This window comes from Bradyrhizobium sp. Bra78, from assembly GCF_024519855.1.
Taxonomy (GTDB): domain Bacteria; phylum Pseudomonadota; class Alphaproteobacteria; order Rhizobiales; family Xanthobacteraceae; genus Bradyrhizobium; species Bradyrhizobium japonicum_G.
This window is the reverse complement of record NZ_JALJRE010000003.1, coordinates 377,760-401,157: the sequence shown is the minus strand read 5'-3', so window position 1 is coordinate 401,157 and position 23,398 is coordinate 377,760. Positions and strand designations below refer to the sequence as shown.

At 65.4% G+C, this 23,398-nt stretch carries 18 protein-coding genes; 2 read left to right on the top strand and 16 right to left on the bottom strand.

Annotated elements, in window-relative coordinates; all coding sequences use genetic code 11:
• Positions 1 to 4: 4 nt before the first annotated feature.
• Genes fdhF through OC450_RS09235 form a run of 3 tightly spaced genes read right to left on the bottom strand, consistent with a single transcriptional unit; the run spans position 5 to position 4,918 of the window.
• Complete coding sequence (gene fdhF, locus OC450_RS09245) at positions 5 to 2,878, bottom strand: formate dehydrogenase subunit alpha (RefSeq protein WP_262047724.1); 2,874 nt, start codon at positions 2,876 to 2,878, stop codon at positions 5 to 7.
• Between the two features lie 10 nt (positions 2,879 to 2,888).
• Positions 2,889 to 4,445, bottom strand: coding sequence for a formate dehydrogenase beta subunit (locus OC450_RS09240; protein ID WP_256806335.1), 1,557 nt, complete (start codon positions 4,443 to 4,445; stop codon positions 2,889 to 2,891).
• On the bottom strand, positions 4,442 to 4,918 hold the full coding sequence (locus OC450_RS09235) for a formate dehydrogenase subunit gamma (RefSeq protein ID WP_211382964.1): 477 nt from the start codon (positions 4,916 to 4,918) through the stop codon (positions 4,442 to 4,444). The genes OC450_RS09240 and OC450_RS09235 overlap by 4 nt, the downstream gene beginning before the upstream one ends.
• Positions 4,919 to 5,142: 224 nt before the next feature.
• Between OC450_RS09235 and OC450_RS09230 the strand changes: the two genes are divergently transcribed.
• The gene (locus tag OC450_RS09230) at positions 5,143 to 6,036 is read left to right on the top strand and encodes a LysR family transcriptional regulator (RefSeq protein WP_211382965.1); all 894 of its coding nucleotides are present in this window, start codon (positions 5,143 to 5,145) and stop codon (positions 6,034 to 6,036) included.
• Between the two features lie 2 nt (positions 6,037 to 6,038).
• On the opposite strand, the gene OC450_RS09225 is transcribed toward OC450_RS09230, so the two are convergent.
• From OC450_RS09225 to OC450_RS09165, 13 genes are all read right to left on the bottom strand, one after another.
• The gene (locus tag OC450_RS09225) at positions 6,039 to 8,369 is read right to left on the bottom strand and encodes a PAS domain-containing sensor histidine kinase (protein WP_262047723.1); all 2,331 of its coding nucleotides are present in this window, start codon (positions 8,367 to 8,369) and stop codon (positions 6,039 to 6,041) included.
• Positions 8,370 to 8,596: 227 nt separating this feature from the next.
• Positions 8,597 to 9,970: a cation-efflux pump gene (locus OC450_RS09220; protein WP_262047722.1), complete on the bottom strand. Its 1,374-nt coding sequence runs from the start codon at positions 9,968 to 9,970 to the stop codon at positions 8,597 to 8,599.
• A gap of 152 nt (positions 9,971 to 10,122) precedes the next feature.
• A complete protein-coding gene (locus OC450_RS09215; protein ID WP_262047721.1) occupies positions 10,123 to 11,091 on the bottom strand; it encodes a zinc-binding alcohol dehydrogenase family protein in 969 nt (322 codons plus the stop codon).
• 25 nt (positions 11,092 to 11,116) lie between these two features.
• Positions 11,117 to 12,112, bottom strand: coding sequence for an NAD(P)H-dependent flavin oxidoreductase (locus OC450_RS09210; protein ID WP_262047720.1), 996 nt, complete (start codon positions 12,110 to 12,112; stop codon positions 11,117 to 11,119).
• 1,183 nt (positions 12,113 to 13,295) lie between these two features.
• On the bottom strand, positions 13,296 to 13,943 hold the full coding sequence (locus tag OC450_RS09205) for a hypothetical protein (RefSeq protein WP_262047719.1): 648 nt from the start codon (positions 13,941 to 13,943) through the stop codon (positions 13,296 to 13,298).
• Between the two features lie 58 nt (positions 13,944 to 14,001).
• Positions 14,002 to 14,202 (bottom strand): hypothetical protein, encoded by a 201-nt coding sequence (locus OC450_RS09200; RefSeq protein ID WP_211382971.1) that lies wholly within the window; start codon positions 14,200 to 14,202, stop codon positions 14,002 to 14,004.
• Positions 14,203 to 14,393: 191 nt separating this feature from the next.
• A complete protein-coding gene (locus tag OC450_RS09195; RefSeq protein WP_211382972.1) occupies positions 14,394 to 15,800 on the bottom strand; it encodes a hypothetical protein in 1,407 nt (468 codons plus the stop codon).
• Between the two features lie 173 nt (positions 15,801 to 15,973).
• Positions 15,974 to 16,759: a fumarylacetoacetate hydrolase family protein gene (locus OC450_RS09190; RefSeq protein WP_256806320.1), complete on the bottom strand. Its 786-nt coding sequence runs from the start codon at positions 16,757 to 16,759 to the stop codon at positions 15,974 to 15,976.
• The gene (locus OC450_RS09185; protein ID WP_262047718.1) at positions 16,759 to 17,778 is read right to left on the bottom strand and encodes a 2-dehydropantoate 2-reductase; all 1,020 of its coding nucleotides are present in this window, start codon (positions 17,776 to 17,778) and stop codon (positions 16,759 to 16,761) included. Before OC450_RS09185 ends, OC450_RS09190 begins: the two co-directional genes overlap by 1 nt.
• 100 nt (positions 17,779 to 17,878) lie before the next feature.
• Positions 17,879 to 18,307: a CBS domain-containing protein gene (locus OC450_RS09180; RefSeq protein ID WP_211382974.1), complete on the bottom strand. Its 429-nt coding sequence runs from the start codon at positions 18,305 to 18,307 to the stop codon at positions 17,879 to 17,881.
• Between the two features lie 178 nt (positions 18,308 to 18,485).
• A complete protein-coding gene (oxlT, locus tag OC450_RS09175) occupies positions 18,486 to 19,808 on the bottom strand; it encodes an oxalate/formate MFS antiporter (protein ID WP_256806319.1) in 1,323 nt (440 codons plus the stop codon).
• Positions 19,809 to 20,049: 241 nt separating this feature from the next.
• Positions 20,050 to 21,336: an oxalate/formate MFS antiporter gene (oxlT, locus tag OC450_RS09170; RefSeq protein ID WP_211382976.1), complete on the bottom strand. Its 1,287-nt coding sequence runs from the start codon at positions 21,334 to 21,336 to the stop codon at positions 20,050 to 20,052.
• 247 nt (positions 21,337 to 21,583) lie between these two features.
• Positions 21,584 to 21,721, bottom strand: coding sequence for a hypothetical protein (locus tag OC450_RS09165; RefSeq protein WP_262047717.1), 138 nt, complete (start codon positions 21,719 to 21,721; stop codon positions 21,584 to 21,586).
• 311 nt (positions 21,722 to 22,032) lie between these two features.
• Here OC450_RS09165 and OC450_RS09160 point away from each other — a divergent pair, with 311 nt between their 5' ends.
• A complete protein-coding gene (locus OC450_RS09160; RefSeq protein ID WP_262047716.1) occupies positions 22,033 to 23,364 on the top strand; it encodes an Hsp70 family protein in 1,332 nt (443 codons plus the stop codon).
• Positions 23,365 to 23,398 lie beyond the last annotated feature (34 nt).

Below are 23,398 nucleotides of genomic sequence, written 5' to 3'. Positions count from 1 at the left end.
GCCGCTACTCCGCAGCTTCTGCCGGTGCGATGCGACGGGAGTGCCGCGCCTGCTCATCATAGGCCTTCTGCCAGTCGGACGGTCCGTTCGACGGCGAGATCTGCACCGCCGTGACCTTGTATTCGGGGCAGTTGGTCGCCCAGTCCGAATACTCGGTCGTGATGACGTTGGCCTGCGTGTCCGGGTGATGGAAGGTGGTGTAGACGACGCCCGGCGCGACACGGTCGGTGATCTCCGCACGCAGCGTCGTCTCGCCGGCGCGACTCTTCAGCCGCACCCAGTCGCCGTCGCGCACGCCGCGCTGCTCGGCGTCGTGCGGATGGATCTCGAGCCGGTCCTCGGCATGCCAGATCACGTTCTCGGTGCGCCGCGTCTGCGCGCCGACATTGTACTGGCTGAGGATGCGCCCCGTGGTGAGCAGCAGCGGGAAGCGCGGGCCGGTGCGCTCGTCGGTCGCGACATATTCGGTGACGATGAACTTGCCCTTGCCGCGGACGAAGCCGTCGATATGCATCACCGGCGTACCCTCCGGCGCCTTCTCGTTGCAGGGCCACTGCACCGAGCCGAGCTCGTCGAGCTTGGCGTAGGATACGCCGGCGAAGGTCGGCGTCAGCGCCGCGATCTCGTCCATGATCTCGGACGGGTGACTGTAGTTCATCTCGAAGCCCATGGCCTTGGCGAGGGCGATGGTGACCTCCCAATCGGCCATGCCGTTCTTCGGCGTCATCACCTTGCGCACGCGCTGGACGCGGCGCTCGGCATTTGTGAAGGTGCCGTCCTTCTCGAGGAAACTCGAACCGGGCAGGAAGACGTGAGCGTAGTTCGCGGTCTCGTTCAGGAAGAGATCGTGAACGATCACGCATTCCATCGCCGACAACGCCGCCACCACATGCTTGGTGTTGGGGTCGGATTGCAGGATATCCTCGCCCTGCACGTAGATGCCCATGAACGTGCCTTCGATCGCGGCATCGAACATGTTGGGAATGCGCAGGCCCGGCTCCGGGTTGAGCTTGACGTTCCAAAGCGCCTCGAACTGGTCGCGCACGGCGTCGCCTGAGATGTGGCGATAGCCCGGCAGCTCGTGCGGGAACGAGCCCATGTCGCAGGAGCCCTGCACGTTGTTCTGGCCGCGCAGAGGGTTCACGCCGACGCCGGGACGGCCGATATTGCCTGTTGCCATCGCGAGGTTGGCGATCGCGATCACGGTGGTCGAGCCCTGGCTGTGCTCGGTGACGCCGAGGCCGTAGTAAATGGCGCCATTGCCGCCGGTGGCGTAGATGCGGGCCGCTTCGCGCAGATCGTGCGGGTCGACGCCGGTCAGGATGGCGGTTGCTTCCGGGCTGTTGTTCGGCTGGGCCACGAACGCCGCCCATTCCTCGAACTCGGTCCAGTCGCAGCGTTCGCGCACGAACGCTTCGTTGACGAGCCCTTCGGTGACGATGACATGCGCCAGCGCCGTCACGACGGCGACGTTGGTGCCGGGCATCAGGGGCAAGTGCAGCGCCTTCACATGCGGCGATTCCACCATCTCGGTGCGGCGCGGATCAATCACGATCAGCTTGGCGCCCTGGCGTAGCCGCTTCTTCAGGCGCGAGGCGAAGACCGGGTGAGCAGAGGCCGGATTGGCACCGATGATCACGGCGACGTCGGTATCCTCGACCGAGTCGAAGTCCTGTGTGCCGGCCGACGTGCCGAACGTCACAGAAAGACCATAACCGGTTGGAGAGTGGCAGACGCGCGCGCAGGTATCGACATTGTTGTTGCCGAAGCCGGCGCGGATCAGCTTCTGCACCAGATAGGTTTCTTCATTGGTGCAGCGGGACGAGGTGATGCCGCCGATGGCGTCGCGACCGTACTTCGTCTGGATGCCCCGCATCTTCGCTGCGGCAAAGGAGAACGCCTCGTCCCACGGCACTTCGCGCCAGGGATCCTCGATCCGCTCGCGGATCATCGGCTTGAGGATGCGTTCCTTGTGATTGGTGTAACCCCAGGCGAAGCGGCCCTTGACGCAGGAATGGCCCCGATTGGCCTTGCCGTCCTTGTACGGCACCATGCGAACCACTTCCTCGCCGCGCATCTCGGCCCTGAACGTGCAGCCGACGCCGCAATAGGCGCAGGTGGTGACGACGGAGTGCTCGGGCTGGCCGATCTCGATCACGGACTTCTCGGTCAGCGTCGCGGTCGGGCAGGCCTGCACGCAGGCGCCGCAGGAGACGCATTCGGAGCCGAGGAAGCTTTCGCTCATTCCCGGCGAGACGCGGCTGTCGAAGCCACGGCCCGAGATGGTCAGGGCGAAGGTGCCTTGGACCTCCTCGCAGGCGCGGACGCAGCGCGAACAGACGATGCACTTGGAAGGATCGTAGGTGAAGTAGGGATTCGACTCGTCCTTCGGCATCCAGGCGGCGTTGACCTCGCCGTTGGACTTCGCGAAGACGTGGTTCTCACCTTCATAGCCGTAGCGCACGTCGCGCAGGCCCACCGCGCCGGCCATGTCCTGCAACTCGCAATCGCCGTTGGCGCCGCAGGTGAGGCAGTCGAGCGGATGGTCGGAGATGTAGAGCTCCATCACGCCCTTGCGCAGCTTCTTCAGCCGTTCGCTCTGGGTGTGCACGACCAGGCCGGACATGACCGGCGTGGTGCAGGAGGCCGGGGTGCCGGCACGGCCCTCGATCTCGACCACGCAAAGGCGGCACGAGCCGAACGCATCGACCATGTCGGTCGCGCAGAGTTTTGGGATCTGGTGGCCGGCGTCCATGGCAGCCCGCATGATCGAGGTGCCCTCGGGCACGGTGACCTCGTTGCCGTCGATGGTCAGCGTCACCATCGTTTCCGATTTCGAGCGCGGCGTGCCGAAGTCGATTTCTTCGATCAGAGACATTGTCGTTCTCCTATTCAGCGGCCTGAAGCGTGGTCGGCGCCGGGACGAAGTCCTCCCGGAAGTGCTTCAATGCGCTGAGCACGGGGTAGGGCGTGAAGCCGCCGAGCGCGCAGAGCGAGCCGAATTTCATGGTGTTGCAGAGGTCTTCGACGAGCGCGAGGTTTTCGCTGACGCGCTCGCCGCGCATGATCTTCTCGATGGTTTCGACGCCGCGGGTCGAGCCGATGCGGCAAGGCGTGCACTTGCCGCAGGATTCGATGGCGCAGAACTCCATCGCGAAGCGCGCCTGCCTGCGCATGTCGACGCTGTCGTCGAACACGACGATGCCGCCATGGCCGATCAGGCCGTCGCGCGCGGCAAAGGCCTCGTAGTCGAACGGCGTGTCGAATAGCGCGCGCGGGAAATAGGCTCCGAGCGGACCACCGACCTGCACGGCACGCACCGGGCGGCCGGTGAACGTGCCGCCGCCGATGTCGTCGACGAGCTCGCCGAGCGTTACGCCGAACGCCGTTTCGAACAGGCCGCCATGGCGGATATTGCCGGCGAGCTGGATCGGCATCGTGCCGCGCGAGCGGCCCATGCCGAAATCGGCATAGGCTTTCGCACCCTCGGCGAGGATGAAGGGGATGGCCGCGAACGACAGCACATTGTTGATGACGGTCGGCTTGCCGAACAGGCCGTGATGCGCCGGCAGCGGCGGCTTGGCACGCACGAGGCCGCGGCGGCCTTCGAGGCTCTCCAGCAGCGAGGTCTCTTCGCCGCAGACGTAGGCGCCGGCGCCGACGCGCACCTCGAGATCGAAGCTGTATGTGGACCCGCCGATCTTGTCGCCGAGATAGCCGCCGCGCCTCGCTGCCATGATGGCGGCATTCATCGCTTCGACCGCGTGCGGATATTCGCTGCGGATGTAGATGTAACCCTTGGTGGCGCCGACGGTGATGCCGGCTGTGGTCATGCCCTCGATCACCAGGAACGGGTCGCCCTCCATGATCATGCGGTCGGCGAAGGTGCCGCTATCGCCTTCGTCGGCGTTACAGACGATGAATTTGCGGTCGGCCTTGGTCTGGGCAACTGTCTTCCACTTGATGCCGGTCGGGAAGCCCGCGCCGCCGCGGCCGCGCAGGCCGGATGCGGTGACCTCGGCAAGGATCGCATCGGAGCCGAGCGAGAGCGCGCGCTCCAGCCCCTTGTAGCCGCCATGGGCGCGGTAGTCGTCGAGCGAGCGCGGGTCGATGACGCCGCAGCGGGCGAAGGTGAGACGGGTCTGGCGCTTGAGCCATGGGATCTCGTCGGTCGCGCCGAGCCGCAGCAGGTGCGGCGTGTTGCTGGCGAGCGCGTCGAGCAGGGAGGGGACATCGGCCTCGGTGACCGGGCCAAAGGCGATCCGGCCCTGCGGCGTCGCGACCTCGATCAGCGGCTCCAGCCAGTACAGGCCGCGCGAGCCGGTCCTGACGATCTCGACCGCAACGCCGCGCTTGGCCGCATCCTGTTCCAGTGCCAGCGCAACCTCGTCGGCGCCGACGGCGACCGCACCGGCATCGCGTGAGACGTATAGACGCATGCTCATCGCTGCGCCTCCGCGACGAGTGCATCGATACGCGTTTCATCGAGCCTGCCGATGAGCCGGCCGTCGAGCATCGCGGACGGCGCGGTCGCGCACAGGCCAAGGCAGTAGATCGGCTCCAGCGTGACGCGATCGTCGGCCGTGGTGCTGCCTAGCGAAACGCCGAGCTTGGCCTCGGCTCGCGCCGCCAGCGCATCGCCGCCCGCCGCCTGACAAGCCTCCGCGCGGCACAGTTTCAGAACGTGTCGGCCGGCCGGCTTGTGGCGGAAATCGTGATAGAACGTGAACACGCCATGCACTTCGGCGCGCGACAGATTGAGCGCCTGCGCCACCATGGGAATGGCCGCCTCCGGCACGTAGCCGAACGCCTCTTGAAGGGCATGCAGGATGACGAGCGTCGCGCCCTCCTGCCTGGCATGCTCGGCGATGATCTCGGCACCGCGCGTTTCGTCCCAAGGTTCGTAAGCCGCTGTCATTCTTCGTTCTCAACCGGAGCGTTTCTGCCTCGCAAACTATTTGGAATCATTCGAAGATCAATAAAGCTGTCTCATGCTGCGATTGCGAATTCTGATCGATCGACGAGCGCGATCGGTCGATCTGAAATTGCAATTAAAGCCATTCCGCCGGGTGGTTTTTACGTGTTGGGAACGGGTGGGCATGCTAGCTTGCATGCCACGACACAATCCGAGGGGACGACCGGTTGCTCGACAAGCTTGAACTGCTGCTGGCGCTGGCGAAGGAGCGGCATTTCGGACGCGCGGCGGAGGCCTGCGGCGTGACGCAGCCGACGATGTCGACCGGGCTCAAGCAACTCGAGGAGATCCTCGGCGTGATGCTGGTCCAGCGCGGGTCCCGCTTCCAGGGTTTTACGCCGGAAGGCGAGCGGGCGCTGGACTGGGCGCGGCGGATCGTGGGCGATGCCCGTGCGATGCGCGATGAGATCAACGGGCTGAAGCACAAGCTCTCCGGGGAGATCCGCATTGCGGCGATCCCGACCGTGCTCGGCATGGTCGCCGCGCTGACCACGCCGTTTCGCGCCAGGCATCCCGAGGTGCGCTTCCGCATCCAGTCCACCACCTCGTCCGAGGTGTTGGGGCTGCTCGAAAATCTCGAGGTCGATGCGGGGCTGACCTATATCGAGAACGAGCCGATCGGCAAGGTTCGCACCATTCCGCTCTACAACGAGAGCTATCGCCTGCTGACCGCGCCGGACGGCATGTTCGGCGATCGCGAGACGGTGACGTGGAAGGAGGTCGGGCAGGTGCCGCTGTGCCTGCTTACGCCCGACATGCAGAACCGCCGCATCATCGACCGTGCGCTGCGCTCGGTCGGCGCTGAGGCGACGCCGACGCTGACCTCGAACTCGCTGCTCGTGTTGTTCACGCATGTGAAGACGGGGCGGTGGGCGAGCGTGATGCCGGCCAAGCTCGCCGAGACGCTCGGCCTGTCCGACACGGTGCGCTCGATCCCGATCACCGATCCCGATGTCAATTACAGCATCGGTATGGTGATCCCGCAGCGCGATCCGATGACGCCGCTGATCGCGGCGTTGGTCAATGTGGCGCGGGAAGTCGCGCCGTCGCTGCAGTCATAGCGTCAGGCCGCAGCCGATATCCCGGACGCCGCCTTGATCGCGTCGCGCGGCAGGGTCACGCGCACGACGGTGCCGACTTCGAGCTTTGAGCGCAGCCGCATCGAGCCGCCATGGAGTTGCGCCAGCGAGCGCGCGATCGCAAGCCCCAGACCCGAGCCGTGATAGGTCTTGGTGAGCTGGCTCTCGACCTGCTCGAACGGGCGGCCAAGCCGCGCCAGCGAATGCGGCGCGATGCCGATGCCGGTATCGGCGATCATCAGCACGATCCTGTCGTCGAGCTGCCGGCTGCGCACGACGATGCGTCCGCCGTCGGGCGTGAACTTCACGGCGTTGGAGAGCAGGTTGACGATGATCTGCTTGGTGGCGCGGCGATCGGCGACGACGCAGATGGATTTTGCGATATCGGCGTCGAGCGTCAGGTGCTTGTCCTGCGCCCGGCCGGTGACGACCCGCATGGATTCCGCGAGCGTCTGCGCCAGGTCGAGCTCCTCCATGTCGAGCTTCATGCGGCCGGCCTCGATCTTGGACATGTCGAGGATGTCGTTGATGACTTCGAGCAGATAGTGGCCGCTGGTCAGGATGTCGTGGCAGTACTCCTGGTACTTCTCCGAGCCGAGCTCGCCGAACATGCCCGACCCCATGATCTCGGAGAAGCCGATGATCGCGTTCAGCGGCGTGCGCAACTCGTGGCTCATATTGGCGAGGAACTTCGACTTGGTCTGGTTGGCCTCCTCGGCGCGGGTCTTCTCGCGCTGGTACTTCTCGGCGAGGTCGGCGAGCTCGCCCGCCTGGCGCTCCAGGGCGGCCTGCGAGCGCTTCAGGTCGATGACGGTGGCGCGCAGGCGCAGATCGTTGTCGACCAGCTTCTGCTCGTGCTCCTTGATCCGGGTGATGTCGGTGCCGACCGAGACGTAGCCGCCATCCTTGGTCCGGCGCTCGCTGATGTGCAGCCAGCTGCCGTCGTCGAGCTGCGCCTCGAAGGTGCGCGCCCCCGGGCCCTGGCTCGCGGTCTCGTTGTGGCGGGGGCGCACTTCCGGCATGCGGCCGACCTCGAGCACCGTCTCGTAGGAGGTGCCGGGAATGACGGCACTGTCGGGCAGCTTGTGCAGGCGCTGGAAGTGGGAGTTGCAGAGCACGAGGCGGTCGCTCGCGTCCCACAGCACGAAGGCTTCCGGAATGGTCTCGATCGCGTCGCGCAGGCGCAGATCGGCTTCCACGGTCTTCTCGGCGAGGCTCTTCTGCTCGGTGATATCGACGGCGATCCCGATCAGGTGCACGCTGGAATCGGTCGCCCCGCTCGTCTTCTCGCAGCGGACGCGGAGCCAGATCCAGTGGCCGTCGACATGCTGCATGCGGAAGGTCTGGTCGATGTGGTCGATCTTCTCGGAGATGAGCTGGTCGGCGATCTCGAACAGGTCGATGTCGTCGGACTTCACCAGCGCGTTGACCTCGCCGAAGGTGAGGAGCTCGTTGCGGCCGTCGAGACCGAGTATCGAAAACATCGACTGCGACCAGAAGATCCGGCCGCGCGACAGGTCCCAGTCCCACAATCCGCAGCGGCCGCGGTTGAGCGCGGTGTCGATCCGGCCGCGCACGGCGTCGTTGATCAGGTCGCCCTCGCGAGCGCGGGTGGACTGCCAGTGGAAGGCGAAGCCGAGGATCAGGACGACGAAGCCGGTGGTCGCCGACAGCGTCACCGAGAGCGCGGCGTCCGAGCCCCAGATCGGCTCGTTGCGCTCCTGGATCACGGTGACGAAGCCGGGCAGCGACTTGATCTGCTGCGAGGTCGCCATGGCGGCGTTGCCGTTCGGCAGCGTCATGTCGGAGATGTTGCCGTCGCGCGGCGGCGCCGCGAGCAATTGAGCCGTGGTGATCGCATCGAGCAGGTGGTCGTTGCCTGACGGATCGCTGTCGATCGGGATGCGGGCGAGGATGCGGCGGTCGATTCCGGCCGAGGTGACGATGACGTGGCGGCCCGAGGCGGTGCCCCAGGACGGAATGAGATCGGGCAGCTGCGTCGGCAGGTTCTCGATGTTCTTCAGCCGGTCCTGTCGCGCGGAGGTGAGGCGGTCGATGCGCTCGGCGAGCAGGTCGGCGAGCGCCGAGATGTCGTGGCGGATCACCAGGCGCTTCTGGCGCGTCTGGTCGACGACCTGCACGAAGGCGCCGAGGCAGATCGTGATCAGGAACGCGATGATGAGAGTCGGCACGGCGCGCCGCAGCGCCGGCTCCGCGATCAGGAGCCGATGATAGGCAGGTTTCGCGATCGATTGCGCCAATCCTTTGATCGAATCGGATTGGACGCACGCGTTCGCGGCGTCTGCACGCGCCATGCCTTCGGCCCCCTGAAAAGCTGCTTGCAACTTGAGTTCGGAAGCAGCCCCACATCGCTTCCGAATCATGCCCGATTTGAATCCAGTTTTCGCGGGCTGTCGAGAGTCAACGAATCGTTAACGCGAATTTATTCTTATCCAACGTGCAATTTGCGCGGCGCACGTCCGCAAACTTACGTGCGAGGCGAGTCCGAAACGAGAACGTGTGACTCCGCGCACGTTCTCAGTCACGCGCGCGGCGGCTCGGCGTGACTGATGACGCGCTTCACGCTCGGGAACGCGCGCCGCAGCGCGCGCTCGATCGCGTCGACATGATCGTGCACCTTGGTCACGCTCATCGACGGTTCGGCGCGGCAGTGGAAGTTGACGATCTCGCCGGCGTCGGTGTTGCGGACACGGACATTGTGGATGTCGTGGATCTCGCCGCCGGCGGCATATTCGGTCAGGGCGGCGGCGATGGACTGCACCCGTTCCGGCGCGGCATCGACTCCGAACGGGAGTTCCGGTTCCAATGGCTCGATGTGGACGTCGACCTCGACGTCGGGGCCGAACTCCTCCTGGATGTTGCGCTCCAGCGTGTTGGCGACGTCATGGGCGGCGTCGAGCTGCATCGCGGCATCGACCTCGAGATCGATGCCGACGATCAGCTTGGCGCCGAGATCGTGCACCGTGACATGGTGGACGGCGAGCCCTGAATTGTGCGCGATGACCATGATCCGGTCGCGCACCGTCTCGTTGTCGCGCGCGACGGGGACGGCGGTGAAGGTCAGATCGGCGTCGCCGAATGCCCTGTCGACGGCCGCCTGGGCCTTGCGCTTGATCTCCTCGACGCGGTCGATCGGATAGGTCCGCGGCACCTTCGCGATGGTGTCGATGAACGTGGTCGCTCCGACCATGCGGACGCGCAGCCGGTCGACGTCGATCACGCCGGCAACGCCCCGGATCGCGGCGGTGGCCTTCTCCTGCGCGCCCTCCGGGGCGCGATCGAGCAGTGTCTGCACGGTCGAGCCGGCCATGCGCAGTCCGAGCAGGGCGATCATCACGGCGACCGCGGCCGCTGCAGCGGCGTCGCCCCACCAGAAGCCGAGGGCGGCGAGGATCAGGCCCACGATCACGGCGAACGAGCCCATGACGTCGGAGGCGAAATGCAGCGCGTCGGCGGCGAGCGCCTGGCTCCGGGTCTCCCGCGCGGCACGGTGCAGGGCGCGGGCGCGCCAGAGATTGACGACGATGTCGATCACCAGCACCACGAACGGCACGGCCGAGATCGTCGGCGGCACGGTTCCCTCGCGCAGGCGGCTGTAGGATTCGACCAGGATGCCGCCGGCGAGCACGTAGAGCAGGGCGGTGACGCCCAGCGCCGAGATGCTCTCCAGCTTGCCGTGGCCGTAATGGTGCTCGTCGTCCGCCGGCTTGTCCGACACCCGCACCACCGCCCAGGTGATGATGGTCGCGATCAGGTCGACCGAGGAGTGCAGGGCCTCGGAGATCAGCGCGAGCGATCCGATCGCGATGCCGACCGCGAATTTGGCCGCCGCCATGCCGCCGCTGGCGAAGATCGAGATCGCGGCGACCGAGGATTTGTTGTGCTGGGAAGTCATGGCCGGGATGTAGCAGCCCACAGGTGAACATCAAGCGATGATCCACAGGAGTAGTCGCTAGTGATTTGCAGGAGCGGGCTCTGGCACCGTCATGCCGGCCATGACGAGCGGTGAGAGCGGCGACCCGTGCTGGCCCCGCCGCCCGCGGCTCCTCACATCGTCACGACGATCTTGCCGAGGTGCTTGTTCGCCTCCATGTGCTCGAATGCCTTGTCGATGTCGGCGAAGGCGTAGACCTTGTCGATCGGCAGCTGCAGTTTTCGCGACTCGACCGCGCCCCACATGTCCTTCTTGACCTCCTCGAAGATCTCGCGGACCTCCTCGATGGTGCGGGTGCGGAAGGTGACGCCGACATAGTCGATGCGGCGCGCCGCGTGCAGGTCGAAATTGAAGTCGGCATGGGTGCCGCCGAGCCGGCCGACATTGACGATGCGGCCCTTGATCTTCGTCGCGGCGAGGTTCTGGCTCGCGACCTTGCCCGAGACCTGGTCGACGATGAGATCGACGCCGTCGCCGCCCGTCGCCTTCAGCACCTCGTCGACCCATTTGGGGTCGGAGGAGTCGACGGCGAGGTCGGCGCCATACTCCTTCAGCCTGCCGCGGCGATAGGCATGGGTCGAGGAGCCGATCACGAGCCTGGCGCCCTTGAGCTTGGCAATCTGCATCGCCATCAGGCCGACGCCGGAGCTCGCGCCCTGGATCAGCACGGCCTGCCCGGGCTGTACGCCGCCGACGGTGACGACCGCGTTGTGCATGGTCGCCAGCGCGACGGGCAGGGTGGCGGCCTCTTCGAAGTTCATGTTCGACGGGGCGCGGAACAGCCGGCCATGATCGGCCAGCGTGTATTCAGCGAACGCCGCGCCGCCCGAGCCCATGATGCGGTCGCCGACCTTTACGCCTTTCGCACCCGGTCCGAGCTCGGCGACCTCGCCGGCCCATTCCATGCCGAGCACGGTGCCGGCGCCGCCGGCCGCGCCGTGGGCGTGGCCCTTGCGCATGCCGGTGTCGGCGCGATTCAGCCCGCAGGCGCGGACACGGACCAGCACCTGGGCGCCTTTAGGTTTTGGTTGAGCGACGTCGGAAATCCCAGCGCCGTCAGGGCCGTAGACATAAGCCTTCATGAATTGCTCTCGCTTCTTGCAGTGATTATTCCGCAGCCTGTGCGGTCGGATGAACGATCATGCCTTCGAGCCGGCCGCGGATGATGGCTTCGGCTTCGCGCACGATGCGCGAGATGAGTTCGGCGCAGGTCGGGATGTCCTGGATCAGGCCCTGGACTTGGCCGGCCGACCAGATGCCTTCGTCCGAATTGCCCGTCGCATAGACCATCTTGCCGCGGGCGCCGGCGACGAGCTCGCGGATGTCCTCGAACTTGGCGCCTTGCTTCTCCATCGCGACGACCTTGGTCGAGATCTCGTTCCTGGCGACGCGCGAGGTGTTGCGCATGGTGCGGAAGATCAGCTCGGTCTCGCGCTCGTCATTGGCGACGATCTTCTCCTTGATGAGCTGATGGATCGGGCTCTCCTTGGTGGCCATGAAGCGGGTGCCCATGTTGATGCCCTCGGCTCCGAGCGCCAGCGCTGCGACGAGGCCGCGGGCGTCGGCAAAACCGCCGGAGGCGATCATCGGGATCTTGATCTTGTTGGCGGCGGCCGGGATCAGGATCAGGCCGGGGGTGTCGTCCTCGCCGGGGTGGCCGGCGCATTCGAACCCGTCGATCGAGATGGCATCGACGCCCATGCGCTCGGCCGAGAGCGCGTGGCGGACGCTGGTGCATTTGTGCACGACCTTGACGCCGTGCTTCCTGAACTCGTCGACATGCTCCTGCGGCTTGTTGCCGGCGGTCTCGACCACCGTGATGCCGCTCTCGATGATGGCGGCGCGGTATTCGGCGTAGGGCGGCGGCTTGATCGCGGGCAGGATGGTGAGGTTGACGCCGAACGGCTTGTCGGTGAGGTCGCGGCAGCGCGCGATCTCCTTCCTGAGGTCCTCGGGCGTCGGCTGGGTCAACGCCGTGATGAAACCGAGCGCGCCGGCATTGGCGACGGCGGCGACCAGCTCGGCGCGTCCGACCCATTGCATGCCGCCCTGGACGATCGGATGCTCGACGCCGACGAGCTTGGTGAACCGTGTCTGCAACATGATCTGTTTTCCCCGCCTGCGTGGCGTCTTGTTGTCGGTTGATCGCGGCAGGATGCCGCCGGGGTCGGGAAAAGTCTATTGCGCGCGTGTGCGGTGGGGGCGGGGCGATCATGCGACGGGTGGGGGTGATTCCGTGAGGCGGATAATTGAGGTGTTGGCACCGGGGTGGCGCGAGGGTTTTTATGCGCCGCTGCTTCAATTCCGTCATTGCGAGCGCAGCGAAGCAATCCAGGCTGTCCCCGTGGAGGGAATCTGGATTGCTTCGCTGCGCTCGCAATGACGGAGGATGAGGAGCCTTCGGAGATCATCAAATTGCATTTCCGTCGCTAGGCACACCTTTGCATCCTCGCGGCGCATCCGCCCGAGCTTTGCTTCGTCCACATCGCCCTCATCGAGACAAGGGCGCAGGGAAGGCCGGGCGCCGGCTGGCACCCGCAGGTCCGTGCGCCAAAACAATGCACACGGTTTGGACCACAGGTCAGCCAATCGCCCGGCCTTCCCTGCGCGATGGTTTACGGCTTACTTCGCGCTCTCCCCGGGGAGCGATGCACTATTGCCCCCGTCGCCCTCGCGGATCGCTGATGCGTGTGCCCGGTCGGGCGGCACGCATCACCACAGGACTTGACGCACAGACCCCGGGCGTCAGGACCACACGACTTGGCCGTCCGCGCACGTCCTCGCTGGGACTTCGAGAGCTGGCGTGTGCTCACACCCGAAGCCATGCGAGGACGCTGTCGGCGCCGGGTCGTATGCGCGAAGGCCTTTGCTCACGGTTTCCCGCCCTGCAATGCCATTCGCGCCCGACGCCGTCGCGTCCATCGCACCCCAACCCGCGGTTCGTGACGATCGCGATCCGCCCCTTGTCCCGGGTCAGGGCGTCTTGTGTCTACGACAAATCCGAATTTCGGTAAAGTGGAATATATTTGCGACGGTGGGTTGACAGTCGCGGTGCAGATTTTGTGCGGGGTGTTTTGCCCGACGGGCGAAGCGAGGTTCCGGGCTCTACCGACGTATTGTGCGCCGCTGCTTCAACTTTGTCGTTGCGAGCCAACGGGTCCGCGCGAAGCGCGGCCCGATGACAGGCTTCGCGAAGCAATCCGGAATCCTTCCGCGGAGGGATTCTGGATCGCGTCGTCGCAAGGGCTCTTCGTGATGACGTGGTCGCCCGGTGCGCCCTGGCGGGCTACTCCGCCGACAGCCGCACCATCTGGCGGCCGCCGTTGATTTCCTTGAGGCTGTTGACGAAGTTTTCCGGACGCTGCCAGCGGTAGGGGACCTTCAATCCCATGTACTCGGCGATGTCGCCGATGAAGCCGGTGCAGTTGGTGGTCTCGGCGTTCCAGACCGGCGAGCTCGCCTGCAATTTCTTGATGTAGGCGAACACGCGCTTGGCGTCGGCTTCGTTCAGGTAGACGCGATAGTTCGCGGTCAGATATTCCGGGTCGAGATCGCCGTAGCTCGCGCCGGTCTCCGAGGGCACCCAGGTCAGATGTCCGAGCACGTAGGCAAGCGTGTCGCCGGCCGGCGTCAGGCCCGCGACCTCGACGGCGCGCTCGCTGGTCTTGCCGTACCAGACGAAGGCATGCCCCCAGCTCGCGGCCGTCCGGGCGCGGAAGTCGACGTAGTAGGGACCTTTCTCCGCGCGCCCGACGGGACGCCGCGTCGCTTGCGGCGCCGGTCGTGCGGTGTCGGTCGTGGCAAGCGCGTTCGCGTCGGCGACGCGCTTGTTAGCTTCGTGGGCCGAGGCCGAGGGCGTCGTGCACGCGACCATGGCCGCGAGCGCAAATCCCGCAAGGATGCAGGATCCCGATCGATCAGGTTTGTTCGTCACGCTGTGCCCCTCGACTGTCGGCCGCTTACGCCAATTCCGCGCGTCGTTCGCCAGCGCGTCAGTAGCGCGCCGCCACCGGGCCCGGCGCCTTGCCGATCGGGGCCTTGCCAATCGGGCTCTTGCCAATCGGCATCTTGCCGATCGGCGCCTGCTCAGAATAGACCGGCACGGGCTGGCGACGCGGCAGATCCGCAGCGTTCGCAGCCGTCACCAGAGCAAGCGTGGCACCCAGAACAATTACAATCTTCTTCACAGTCATACCCCTAGAAGGTTTGGTCGAAACACGGCCATGCCGTGCCCCCAGACACGCCTCACAGAAGGGCGGCCGAATGCGTCCACAGTGCGGCAAGCGCGGGACATGTCTGCGGCATATGCCGGGCGCGCGCAGATGTGATGTGTCCGGATGTTTCCGAGGCGGGCGATTGCGTGCGGCGCGCGGGTGGTCGGCCTTCACCCGATGCGGTTGAGGCTGTTGCGGATGGTCGAGAAGATGCCGCCGATGTCCTTGCGCAGGCCGTCGAGCGCATTGAAATTGTCGAAGATGCGGACGAGGCGGTCTTCGACCTCGCGCTTGCTCCTGGTCAGGGCGTCGACGCGCGAGGCGAGGGTGACGCCGCCGCTCGCCTCGATCTCGCCGACGGTTTTGGCGAGGAGGTCGCGCGTGGTGCCGACCTCGGCGATCAGGGCCTCGATGCCGAACACCGGCGCCTTCAGCGGGACGAGGTCGGCCTGCGATTTCGACAGCTCCGCCTTGAAGGCGTTCAGCGTCGCCAGCGTCTCCTGCAGCGCGCCGAGGCGCTGGCGCGACTGGACGACGAAATCGTTCAGCGCATTCTGGCGGTCGGCAAGGCTCCTGCCATCGGGGTCGGTTTCGACCTCGGCGAGGGAGCGATCGAGCTGGGTCTGGCGCTGGCCGAGCTCCTCGAAATCGAGCCGGATGGTTTTCAGGATGTTGAAGCTGTCGTCGACGCGGGCGAGGCGCTGCTCGATCTCGATCTTGTTCTTCGACAGCGTCTCGACGCGGGCGGAGAGCGGCGCTTCATTGCCGGTCTCGAGTTCGTCCATGGTCTTGGCGAGGCGATCGTGGCTGAGGCTGAGCTCGCCGATCAGGGCGTTGATGCCGGCGTCCGACGCGCGCAGCGGCACCAGCTCGGCGTGGGACTTGGCCAGATCTTCCTTGTACTGGTTGAGGGTCGCGAAAATGTCATGGACCCTGCCCACCCGCGTCAGCAGCACCGATACGTCGCGCGCGATCTCCTTGAGGCGGTCGGCGAGGTTGTTCTTGCGGTCGTCGGTCTCGAGATCGTGCAGGGAGCGTTCGAGCTGGTTCTGGCGGTCGCGGATCTCGGTGAAGACGGGCTCGACCGCGCGGCGCTGCTCGGCGACCTTGCCGACCATGTCGCGCAGTCCCTGCTGCCGGCGGCGGATCTCGGCGAGCTGGTCGTGCATGTCGGTGGATTCGGTGCGGCCCTGCTGGAGAAGGGCGCGCTGCTCGGTCTGGCCCAGCTTGTCGTGCAGCGCGGAGACGGCCTCCCGGGGATCGCTCTCGATCAAGTGCTGGACGGTGGCGTCGAGGTGGTTTTGCAGGGCGTGGGCGACGACGACGTCCTCGCGGGTCTTCTTGAGGCGGTCGCTGAGCGTGTCCAGGCGCCGGTCCTGGCGCGAGAGCCGCCAGGCGGAGGCGCCGATCAGCGCCAGTCCTGCCGCCAGGATCGTACCGGTCGCGATGCGCTGCGGCACGGGCAGGCCCGCGAACCAGGCGGCCAGGTGGGCGACGTCGTAACCGAACGCCTGCTGGGCGAAGACCGCGATGGCGGCGAGCAGGGCAAACCAGGCAACCAGGAAAAACAGCCACATCGTGACTTCCTCACGCCGGCACACATTTTCGCCATAGTTGCTATTGGAGTGCGGAACCCAGATCAAGGGGCGCGCCGGATCGTTGGCGGTTTCCGCGAGCACCATCCACGGCTGGATGCGTCAGACGATCGGTGGACGGGCGAGAAGTGCCGGGTTTTCCCGGAGTTGGGCGGCTACAGCCGAAACTCGTTGGTGAGCTCGCCGATGCCGTCGATCGCGACGGTCACCGTATTGACCGGCTCCTTCATCACGCCGACGCCGACCGAGGTGCCGACCGCGATGAGGTCGCCGGGGAGCAGGGTCATGTCGTGGGAGATACTGCTGACGAGTTCCTGCGCGGTGAAGATCATGTCCGAGATCGGATAGTTCTGCCGCTCTGCGCCATTGAGGATGGTGCGCACCACCAGCCTGGCCGGATCGAGGCCGGTCGCGATGACGGGGCCGAACGCGCCGTAATCATCGATGCCCTTGGCGCGGGCCCACTGAGGAAAGGTCGGGTCGCTGGTCAGGATGTCGTTGGCGGTGATGTCGTTGACGCAGGTGTAGCCGAAGATGAAGCTGTCCGCTTCCACAGGCGACACGCGGGCGCAGGTCCTGCCGATCACGATGCCGAGCTCGCCCTCATAGGTCGTCTTGCCGTCGTAATAAGAGGGACGGCGGATCACGGCACCCGGCGCCGTGATGCTGGTGGTGGCCTTGAGGAGATAGAGCGGCTCCGGCGGCTCGGGCTGATTCAGTTTTGCTGCGAGCGCGTGAAAATTGTTCCAGAGCGCGACGATCTTGCTGGGCGCGCAGGGCGCGAGCAGCTCGACCTCAGAGAGCGCCAGCGTCCTGCCGGTGGCGGCATTGCGGCCGAACATCTCGCCCTCATGAACGCTGATGCCCGACGGCGTCAGCGCGCCGAAGCCGGTCGCGCCGGCATGGCGGAAGCGCAGCCATTGCTTCATCTCGCCCGCCATCACGCCACCGCCAGTGCGCGCGGATCGGCCGGTGCCGAGACGCCGTCATAGAGGCCGGCGATGCGGGCGCGCTGGGTCACCATCGCCAGCACCGAGTCGAGCGCGGGCGTGGCGATGCCGGTCAGGCGGCCCATCTCCTGCACCACGGTGACGAGCGGGTCGATCTCCATCGGACGGCCGCGCTCGAGATCCTGCAGCATCGAGGTCTTGTGCGCGCCGACCTTGCGGGCGCCTTCGATGCGGCGCTCGACGTCGACGCGGAATTTGACGCCGAAGGTCTCGGCGATCGCTTGCGTCTCCATCATGATCGCGCGCGACAGCGCGCGCGTGGACGGATCGGTGCAGATCACGTCGAGCGTTGCATGGGTCAGCGCGCTGATCGGGTTGAAGCAGACATTGCCCCAGAGCTTGAGCCAGATCTCGTCGCGGATGCGGTCTAGCACCGGCGCCTTGAAGCCCGCGGCGACGAAGAGGTCGGAGAGGCGCTGCACGTCGGAGGTGATCTCGCCCGAGGGCTCGCCGAGCGGGAAATTGTTGCCGTAGACATGGCGGATCACGCCCGGGGCCTCGATCTCGGTGGCGGGATAGACGATGCAGCCGATGGCGCGCTCGGCACCGATCTCGCGCCATTGCCGGCCGCCGGGGTCGATGCTTTCCAGCGTCGAATTCTCGTAATCGCCGCCATGCCTGTAGAAGTACCAATAGGGGATGCCGTTGACGGCGGTGACGATGCGGGTGCGGGGTCCGAGCAGCGGCTGCATCGTCTCGATCACGCCGGTGATCGAGTGCGCCTTGAGGGTAATGATGATGTAGTCCTGCGCGCCGAGTTCGGTGGGATCGTCTGTGCAGCGCGGATGCACCGTGTGTGTTTCTTCGCCCGCGAGCAGCGTCAGGCCGCGCTCGCGCATCGCAGCAAGGTGGGCACCGCGTGCGATCAGGCTGACGTCGGCGCCCGCGCGCGCGAGCTGGACCCCGAGATATCCGCCGATTGCGCCGGCGCCGTAGATGCAGATCTTCATGAAATCCTCGCGGGTGACCGGAATTCGGGACGAAAGATCCGGTCCGGCTCGGACGGATCCGAGCCGGGGCCGGTAGTCGCAGGGGAAGGGTCGTGTGGCTTTAGGCGGCCGCTTGCGGCGTGCCGTTGATCGCTTCGTCCATGGCAGCGGCGATGTCGCGCATGCTGATGACCGAGACGAGGCTGTAATCGTCGATGACGGGCAGGTGGCGGATGTGATTCCGGTTCATCAAATGGCGGACGTGCTCGATCGTGTCGCTCGAGGTGCAGGACACGAGCTGCTGCACCGAGACGAGCTGCGAGACCTTGACGTTGACGGCATTGGCGCCGTGCTCGGCGACTGCGCGCACGACGTCGCGCTCGGTGAACATGCCGACCGCGGTGTTACCCTCGGAGCGGACCACGTCCTTGACCACCAGAGCGCTGATATTGTTGGCGCGCATCAGCTTGGCGGCGATACCCACCGTTTCGTTCATTCGCACCGTGACAACGCGCGGCGTCTTCTTGCGCAGAATGTCTCCGACCAGCATTGCAACCTCCCTGGGTGAATGATGGGGCAAGTGTGGTATACATAATGCCAATCGTCAAGCGCTGGATTTGGCTGATCCGAAAAATCTTGCGGCAGTAATGCTGACGTTTGTCGTCGCGCCAAAAAGAAGGGGCGCATCGCTGCGCCCCTTCTACAGCCGTGCAATGGCGTGTTGCGGCTTACGCCGTCTCGGTCTTGGGGTTGCCCGTTGCGGCATTGGCGCTCTCGGCTTCCTTGCCGAGGATGAAGGAGCGGCGCAGCGGCTTGATGACGAACAGCGCCATCAGCGCCGCCGTCGCGTTCAGCGCTACCGCCACCACGAACACCGCCTTCCAGCCGTAGGCTGCCGAGATCACGCTGGCGAGCGGGACGAGCAGGGAGGCGGTGCCCTTCGCGGTGTAGAGCATGCCGTTGTTGGTGGTCGCGTATTTCGAGCCGAAGGTGTCGCCGCAGGTGGCGGGGAACAGCGAGTAGATCTCGCCGAATACGCCGAAATACACCGCGGTCGCGAGCACGAACACGATCGGGACGTGGCCGTAGGCCGACAGCGTCAAGAGCATCAACGCCGCCGTGCCGAAGGCGATGAACATGGTGTTCTCGCGGCCGATCGTGTCGGAGATAAAGCCGAAGAACGGACGTCCGAAGCCGTCGAAGATGCGGTCGAGCGAGATCGCGAAGGTGAGCGCCGCCATCTGGAAGCCGGCAAGCGTCACCGGGGTGCTCGCGATCTTGAAGTCGTGCGCGATCGGGGCGATCTGCGCCGCGGTCATCAGGCCGCCGGAGGCGACCATGACGAAAACGAGATACATCACCCAGAAAATAGGAGCGCGCAGCACCTGCGGCGGAGTGAAGTCGATCTTGGTCTGCGGCAGGTTGAGCTGCTTCTTTTTCGGCGGGATCGAGATCCGTGGCGGCTGTATGAAGAAGGCGAGCACGAATACGATCACGCCCTGGCCGATGCCGAAGGTGAGGAACGCGTGCTGGTAGCCGCTCGTCGCGATCATGGTCGCGATCGGCACCACGGTGAGGGCTGCGCCCGCACCGAAGCCTGCGGCGGTCGCGCCGGCGGCGAGGCCGCGGCGGTCGGGAAACCATTTCAACGCATTGCCGACGCAGGTGCCGTACACCGCGCCTGCGCCTATGCCGCCGATGACGGCCGCCGTGTAGAGCAGCGGAAGGCTATCGGCGTAGGAGTTGAGAATCCACGAGAGCGCGATCATCACACCGCCGAACATGATGACGATGCGCGGGCCGTATTTGTCGACGAACCAGGCCTCGATCGGCACGAGCCAGGTCTCGGTGACGACGAAGATGGTGAAGGCGAGCTGGATCGCGGCGCGTCCCCAATGATGGGCCGCATCGATCGGATCGACGAACAGCGTCCAGCCGTATTGCAGATTGGCAATCATCGCCATGCAGACGATGCCCATGACGAGCTGAAGCCAACGGAAACCTGTGCGAAGGGGCGCAGCTGTCACGGCGCCATCCGTGCTGGAAATCATCAACAACCTCCCAATGCGCTTGTCTGGTCGACACCGGTTGCAAGATGACCCGATGTCGCAAATGTTGTGGCTTATCGTCGCAAGCGCTGCCTGGAGCTTGGTATACCATATTCCAGATTGCAAGCCCTATCTTGGCTTCCCTGTGACAAAATGCGCGGTTCCATCGCCATGGCGGCATCGCCCGCGCAAACGAAAACGCCCGGCCGAAAGGCCGGGCGTTTTGCAGGAATGAAGTCTGGTGTCAGACGGTCGACTTCGCGACCACGACCTTGCGCCAGGGCTTGAGTACCGCGATCGCGAGCAGAGAGGCCAGGATGTTTGCGCCGGCTGCGAGGATGAACACGCTGTCCCAATGACCGGAGGTCTGCTGCACGTAATTGGCCAAGGGAACGAGAAGGGCCGCGGTGCCCTTGGCGGTGTAGAGCAGGCCGGCATTGGTGGTCGCGAACTTCGCCCCGAACGTGTCGGTGCAGGTCGAGGGGAACAGCGAGTAGATCTCACCCCAGGCAAAGAACACCAAGCCCGACAGGATCACGAACCAGATCGGATCGTGGCCCCAGAGGTAGAGCATCCAGATGCCGACGCCTTCCATGCCGAATGCGATGAACATGGTGTTCTCGCGGCCGATCATGTCGGAGATCCAGCCGAAGAACGGACGCGTCAGGCCGTTGAGCACGCGGTCGATCGTGGCCGCGAACGTCACTGCGGTCATGGTCATGCCGATCAGCGTGACCGGGATGGCGTCGACCTTCCAGTCCACCGCGATCGGCTTCAGGTTCGCCGTCACCATCAAGCCGCCGGCGCCGACGATCACGAACATGAAGTACATCAGCCAGAAGATCGGCTGACGCAGCACCTCGGTCGGCTGATAGTTGCGGCGGGTCTGCTGCAGATTGGCGTTCGGCACCACGTTCGGCACCTGGCCCGGCTTCGGCGCCAGCAGGAAGAAGGCGAGAACGCAGATGATGATGCCTTGTCCGAGGCCGAAATAGAGGAAGGTGGTCTGGAAACCACTGTCCTTGATCATGGCCTGGATCGGCGCGACGGTGAGGGCGGAGCCCGCACCGAAGCCCGCGGCGGTGATGCCCGCGGCGAGACCGCGCTTGTCGGGGAACCACTTCAGCGCGTTGCCGACGCAGGTGCCGTAGACGCCACCGGCGCCGATGCCCGCGACGATCATGCCGAGATAATAGCCGTTCAGCGTGGTGGCCTGCGCATTGATCGCCCAGCCGACGGCGCAGAGCACGCCGCCGATCAGCACGACGAGGCGCGGACCGTATTTATCGACGAACCATCCTTCGACCGGCACCAGCCAGGTCTCGAACAGCACGAACAGCGTAAAGGCCCATTGGATCGACGCACGATCCCAGCCGAATTTCTTCTGGATGTCGGGGACGAAGAACGTCCAGCCGTATTGGTAGTTGGCGATCATCACCATCGCCGCTACACCGACTGCCAATTGCGCCCAGCGATACGTGTCGCTGACGCGCGCGGCTGTCGGGGCGGTTGCTTGCACCATGTCCGTCATAAAGCCTCCCGTGGCGCCTCTAATTTTTCTGCGAGCGCTGGAGGGGCATTCTTGTATGCATTATGCCAAGCTTCAAGCGCTGGTCCGGCCACCGTGCGCAAATGCCGCAGCACCTTGCCTGGTCGCGGGCTGTGACTCGGGACAGCACAAGTAGAAATGGCCCCGCGCTGCGGGGCCATTCATCAAAAGTAGTATGAGAGCGGCTCTGAAACCGCCGCGCGGTCCGGCCGCGCGGGGACGTACTGGCTTACAGGCCGAAACGCGGCAGGTCGCCGTTGTGATTCGAGATCTCGGCGCTCGCCATCAGGAGGCGGTCGACCGCGGCCATCAGGCGGGCGAACAGCGAGGAGGACGGAGCGAGAGCAACTGCGGCGGTCTTGGACATCGGAAATCCTTTCTTGAGACGGTCAGTATTGCTGTCTCATTTCGGAAGGGAATTTATGTATACCAGATGCCAATGTCCATGCACGTCATTGCATAGCAGCATTTAATCCGCTGCATTGCAGCATAACGCCGGGTTAACGAGGCCGTTTCGGCCTTAAAGTCGCAAATTTGTTGCCCAAGGACGTCGCTTGCTCCGCAAACACCCCACCGCCACCCCGAAAAGCTGCGCAAATGCAATGGACCGGGGTCTTGGCAGGGCGGATCAAAGCCGTTAGTGCTCTGCGCCCTTCCAATCATCTGTCAGAGTGGTTCATGTCGAGCGCCTCGGCCGCCGTCTCGATCGGCATCGATTTTGGGACCAGCAACACGGTCGTCGCGCTCGCGGCGGACAACCGCCGGGTCGAGGCCATCCGCTTCGACCATGGCGGACAGCGCCACAGCGTCTACGTCTCGGCCCTGTGCTTCTGGGAAGACCGCCCGGGAGCCGGCGCCCAGGCCGAAGGCGGCCCGTGGGCGATCGAGCAGTTCCTCGAAGGACGGCATGTCTACCGCTTCCTCCAGTCGTTCAAGACCTTCGCCGCGAGCAGCAGCTTCAACACCACCCAGGTGTTCCGGCAGCGCTACAAGTTCGAGGATATTCTGGCGGCGTTCCTGCGGACCCTGGCGCGCCATGGCGGCGACAAATTCGGTTTCGAGACATCGACCATCACGGTCGGACGCCCCGTCCGCTTTGCCGGCGGCAATCCCGACGAGGCACTGGCGATGCAGCGATACCGGGCGGCGTTCGAGCGCCTCGGCGCCGGCCATGCGCGCTACGTCTACGAGCCCGTGGGCGCCGCGTTCTCGTTCGCCCGCCGGCTGGAGCGCGATGCGACAGTTCTGGTTGCGGATTTCGGCGGCGGCACCAGCGATTTCTCGGTGATGCGCTTCTCGCGCGCGGGCGGCACCTTGCGCGCCGAGCCGCTCGGCCACGCCGGCATCGGGATTGCCGGCGACACGTTCGACTACCGCATCGTCGATCACGTCGTCTCGCCGCAGCTGGGCAAGGGCTCGAGCTTCCGCTCGTTCGACAAGGTGCTGCCGGTCCCGAGCGGCCACTACACCAACCTCGCGCGCTGGCATCAACTCGCGATGATGAAGAGCAACGGCGATCTGCGCGAGCTGCGGGAGCTTGCGCGCTCCGCGCTGAAGCCGGCTCTGCTCGAGGATTTCATCACCATCGTCGATCTCGACCTCGGCTTTTCGCTGTACCGGGCGGTGTCCGACGCCAAGGTCGCACTGTCGGCGCAGGATCAGGTGGACTTCCGCTTCAAAGGCGGCGGGGTCGAGATCGGATCGACCATCACACGGAAGAACTTCGAAGCCTGGATCGCCGACGACATCGCCCGGCTCGGCGCCACCGTCGACAAGGTGCTCGGCGAGGCCGGCATCACCGCGCGCGAGGTGGAGAAGGTGTTCCTGACCGGCGGCACCTCGTTCGTGCCGGCGGTGCGAAAACTGTTCGCCGAACGGTTCGGCAACGAACGGCTGATGTCGGGCGATCAGTTCGAGTCGATCGCCTACGGTCTCGCGCTGATCGGACACAGTCCCGACCCGGACCGCTGGACCGCGAGCGGCGGGCTCGCGCCGAGGGCGGGCGCGTAGGTTTTGGCGCCATTTGAGCGGGCGTCTCGAAGGA